The sequence below is a fragment of the Kiloniella spongiae genome, assembly GCF_001026905.1.
Taxonomy (GTDB): domain Bacteria; phylum Pseudomonadota; class Alphaproteobacteria; order Kiloniellales; family Kiloniellaceae; genus Kiloniella; species Kiloniella spongiae.
Genome location: NZ_LAQL01000031.1, coordinates 1 through 5,495 on the forward strand (window position 1 = coordinate 1; position 5,495 = coordinate 5,495).

2 protein-coding genes are annotated in these 5,495 nt (G+C 45.6%); both read left to right on the forward strand.

The genetic code is table 11. The features are described from left to right. A partial coding sequence (locus WH96_RS20660) for a T1SS-143 repeat domain-containing protein (RefSeq protein WP_047766149.1) occupies positions 1 to 3,704 on the forward strand: 3,704 nt, incomplete at its 5' end. A 359-nt stretch (positions 3,705 to 4,063) separates the two neighbouring features. Next, entirely contained in the window at positions 4,064 to 5,407 is a 1,344-nt protein-coding gene (locus WH96_RS22715; protein WP_053006196.1) for a calcium-binding protein, read from the forward strand. Positions 5,408 to 5,495 lie beyond the last annotated feature (88 nt).

The window sequence follows — 5,495 nt, forward strand, 5'->3', positions numbered from 1 at the left end:
AACATCCAAACGAGAACAGTCATAACGAAACGATCAAACTTAATCTGAATTATTTTGTGACTGATGATGAAGGTGACAAGAGTAATATTGCCCGTGTTGAGGTTCAGTTCCGTGATGATGGACCTACGATTGAGTCTGACAATGCTCAAGTTGTTATTGATGATGACAATGTACCGGGTGCAGATGGTAATCCGGGTGGTGTTGGTGATGATGCGCCAGCTAATACAACGGGCACACTCAGCCACAATTACGGTGCTGATGAAGAAGGAGCAACAACGCTTCTACTTGATACGGGTGCACCAGCTGGCTTTACCTATGAGCTAAACGATGATGGAACTCTTCTGACTGTTAAGCAGGATGGTGTTTCTGTGATGACTGTATCACTGGATGATACGACATCCGGGAACTATACCGTCACTCAACTTAATCCGATCAAACATCCTGAAGGTTCAGACGAGAACAACGTTGAGTTTGTCTTTAACTATCGTGTGACAGATGGTGACAAAGATACCGTCGATGGAACACTGGCTGTTTCCGTTGATGATGATACGCCTGTGGCACATTCTGATGTGATTAAGATTGATGAGACCCCAGGTTTCCCACAAATCTTCAGTACGGATGAAGTCTTCCCTTGGCAGGTCCCATCCGAAGCGAAAGTTCCGGGTGAGCAAGCATTATCTGCAGCTAAAGAACGTCTGTCATTTGATTTTGGTGCTGATAGTGATGGTGCAAAAGTTGGCCTTACTGATAGCAATGGTGCAGAATTCGACGGTGCTGACTCTGGCCTTAAAGATGCTGCTACTGATAGCGTAATTTATCTCTACAGTGTTGACGAAGACACAGTAGAAGGTCGCGTCGGGGGCGAAGACGGTCCTGTTGCTTTCAAAGCCTATCTTGACCAAAACGGATCAAGTGACAGTGCTTCGGTATACTTTGTTCAATATCGTGGTATCGAACATCCAAATACCAATTCTCACGATGAAGACATCAACCTGAATACACTCTTCTATACTGTTACTGACGGCGATGGGGATACTGCGACTGCCAAGTTGCGTGTGAATATTGACGATGACGGTCCGCGTACCCGCTTTGAATATGCGGGTGAAATTGACGAAGATACCTTAGTTGACGATATTGATGATAACAGCAGTGTTGATGGTAAACTGAGAATTGATTTTGGTGCTGATGGCGGTAAAGTTAGTGGCATCTCCTTCCTTGGATGGGTTGATGCGGAGGACTTCGATCCTGCCGGCAATACTCTATTCTCTAACGGTGTAGCAGTTGTTTTTGCTGCTGCAACTGTTGTTGGCGATGATCTGGTTTACATTGGTTCAGCTGGTTCTGAAGAAATTATCCGGGTCGAAATCAACCAAGCTACTGGTGAGTATGAAATTAAGTTGAGTGGTCCTGTTGATCACCCTGATATTTCTCTGGATGCTGATTCAAACGATTACGATCCGATTGATCTGGGCTTCCGCTATACAGTGACGGATAACGATGGCGACCGTTCTTCCAACTTCCTTGTTGTAACCATCGAAGACGATGAAGTTGATTCCCGATCTGTTCGTGCCCGTGAGGACAATCGTTCTGAATGGAAAGTAATCGACGAAGCAACCCTTGACGATAACATTGCAGATAACTCTTCTGTTTCTGGTGTTCTTGAATTCGGCTTTGGTGCTGATGGTGGATATCTCGATGATATCTATTTCAAGGAAACCAAAGACACAGAACACGATGATGAAGCGCCTGAAGATACGCTGACATCCGGCGGTGATGATGTTGACTTTGGTCCTGCTACAGATGACGGTGCGGGCAACATGGTTCTTGTTGGTAAGAACTCTGTGACTGGCGAAGAGGTCATTGTCGTTACGATCAACAAGACCACAGGTGCCTATACCGTTGAGCTGAAAGCCCCGATAGATCACGAAGATACGGGTTCAGGTAATGACAATGGTGATCCGCTGACGATTGGTTTCCGTTATGTCACCTATGACAATGACGGTGATCAGGACATCAGTCGCCTTGAAATCGTCATTGAAGACGATGTGATAGTTGGTAGTGATGCAGACACATTATCCTTCGATGAAGATGATCTTGCGGATGGTTCTTCTCCAAACGCTGGCAAGCTGATTAAAACAGGTAGCTTTGTTGATAGTGTTGACTTTGGTGCTGATGGCTTTGCTGGTGTTGAGGAAGTTCAATTTGATGGCAATACCTATACAGCAAATGGATCAGGTCTGATCATTGTTAACATGGGTGCTGTTACTCTCACTGTTACCGCTGCCACGGGTGCTTACTCAGCTGAATTGACTGGTACGCATGATCACGCTGGCAACGGTCAGGATCTAGCGGATTTGCCACAGGTTACTGCTGTTCTTGCCGATGGCGACGGTGATACAACAACTTCTACATTGGATGTATCCATCAAGGATGATGTTGCCAAAGCTAAAGGCATCGATATGGGTGGTGGTAACGTTCAGGAAGTTTCACCAGATGTATTTGACGGTAATGTCTTCGCTGAAGGTGCGAAGGCCGGGGCTGACGGTGCGACCGTAACAGGTGCAAATGTTCTATCCGCAAAGAACCGTAATGAAGCTGCTAATAATAACAGCGATGGTAATGTTACACTGACATCTGCTGGTGATAACGTTAACGTTGTTAAGGCTGTTGATGGTGATGGTAACATTACTTTCACCGCGACAACCGTGCTTGGCAGCGTTCTGGTTTACACAATGACCATCAAAACAGATGGTGATTACAGCTTCCAGCAGTTTGCACCGATTGATCATCCTGATGTTGGCGAGACTGGATCTGATGATGTGGTTCGTTTGCGTTTCAAATACGAATTGACCGATGGTGATGGTGATACAAGTTCGAAAAATCTTGTCATCGATATTGCGGATGGTGGACCGACTGCGGCTTCAGATTCCGGTGATGTCAATGAGGGTGAAACTCTGACTGTTGTTGGTGTTAATAATGGCGTGCTTTCGAATGATCATTCTGGCCCGGATGGGTTCTTTGTTTCCGGTGTTGTTGCTGGTGACGGTACGCCAGTTGCTCTGGGTGCGCCAATTCAAACAGCTTACGGCACACTGACGCTGAATTCTGACGGTTCCTATACTTATGCAGCAAAAGCAGATGTTACCGATACGGATCTGATAGACAGCTTCACCTATGAAGTGACTGATGTAGATGGTGACAAGACAACAGCCAAGCTGGATATCAATGTTACTGCTGTGACTGAAGGCGGCGGTGGCGGCGTCGGTGATGACGATACGATTGATTTTGTGCCCGGCACGATAATTGATGGTGGTGATGGTATTGATACTGTAACACTACCTGATCATTCAGGGAATGTATCATACTGGATTGATCCGGAGAGTGCAGCAGGAACGACACACTTTGATACAGATCTAATCTCGAATATCGAAATTATTGATATGAGAAATGCGGGATCAGGGTTTGAGGATTTTGGTACCTTGGGTAGTGGTGTTGGAAGTCTGTCTGTTGATGATGTGATTGACATGACGGATGATAATAATGAACTTACCATTCTTCGTGATGGGGCCAACGATACTGTAAACCGTGAACCCGGTTGGGCTGCAGACGGGACTGTTGAGAGAGGTGGTGTTATCTATGACGTGTATAGAGGCACAGGTGATGATGGTGTAACTGAAGCTACGTTATTTGTTGAACACTTCTAATCTCTAAAAGAACCCAAAAAAAACCCCGGACTTAAAGGTCCGGGGTTTTTTTGTGCTCAATCTCTTTAAGGAAGAATTAATCCTATTTTGATTTGTAATTAACTCAACCTATAGGCTTTTTTAAGGTATCATCTTGTTTTGCATGCTAAAACGCCAGTACACTCATTTATCGTAAAGTTTATATCGTATTTTATTTAAATTTTCTTTTATAAATCAAATGCATAGCTGCTATTCTGGAGTGATTTTGTTGTTGATATAATTTTCCGGCATCCCTATGTTCTGTCTCAATGAAAAAGATAACTTTTCTGGCTGTTCTCGTTGGTTGAACGGCCCTTGGCAGAAAGAGATGGAGTTCAGATATGTCTTATGATCTGGCGTTGAATGATAACCAAGCAGCTTTTCATAATTTTGGTCGTGATGATTTGGTAACCCCACAGGTTCCGGATATGGTCATTACGGCTCCGGCTGCTGGTGAGCTGAAAAACATCTTCTTGGAAAAGGGCCAGGTTATCACGCTGAACTTTGATGCTGCCTTAACAGCACCGATGATTGACGGCAATGATTTCATTCTTGCATTTGACAGTGATGCAGATGGTCACAATGATGGACGTGTTGTTTTCCGCAATCTTCTTGAGCTTTCCCACGGTGATGATGCGCCGGTTCTCGTTATTGGTGGTGTCGAGGTTCCCGCCGGTTTGCTTATTACCCAGGCGCAAAAGCTTATTGATGGCGACACGCTGGAGACTGCGGCGATTGCAAGTACAAACTCACTGAGTGGCGGTGGTAGTGTTTACAGCGATAGTTTTGGGGATCTGATCGACGGGCTTGATGCACAGGGTGTGCAGGATGGTTCGCTCATAAACCTGATTGATGGCGGCATCTTTGCTCATGAAGATACTGTTGCACCACTAGGTCGTGATCTTGCTGCCGAAGATTTCCCGCTGATTGACTTTGACGGACTGGATTATAGTGACAAGACATCAGGCATACAGGCTTTCCTGAACTACGATGGTACAGGTGCAGTTGCCGGGTTGAATGCTCCATCTGGTAAGCCTGTAGCGGGGTTCTCTGGCCTTTACGGTGAAGCCGACGGCACACTGGACGGTGTTGATAACCTGATCGCCACTGATCACGGTGACTTTGTTTATGGTAGTGAGGCAGACAATAAAGTCTGGCTTGGTGCCGGTGATGACAACTTTGACGAGCGCGGTTCAGGATCAGGCAATGATACCGTTGATGGTGGTGACGGAAATGACATGATCTTCACTGGCGACGGTGATGACGTTCTCATCGGCGGTGCGGGGGATGACCGCTTACGTGGAGAAGGTGGTGATGATATTCTCAGAGGCGGTGCAGGAAGTGATAACCTTACGGGGAGTGCCGGTGCTGATACGTTTGATTTTACGGGCCACGTAATTGGCGAAGGCGTTGATCGTGTGAACGATTATAATGCGAACCGTGGTGACATTCTGGATGTTAGCGATCTGATTACTTTTGACGATAATACAAATGGTGCAAGTGATATTAGTGATTACCTGAAAGCAGTGGATACTGGCAGCGGTGTCGAGTTGCAGTTGGATAATAACGGTGTTGATGGTGATCACCAGACTGTTGCCTATCTGAATAACCTGAATGCCGGTAATCAGATCAATGTCATTCTTGATGATCAGGAATATGTAGTAAACATCGCTGATATTATTTAATACAGTAGATGTCTAAAGGGATTGAATTGCGGCCCCGGACTTAATTGTCCGGGGCTTTTTTTATACCTGATTATACTGATGTATATTA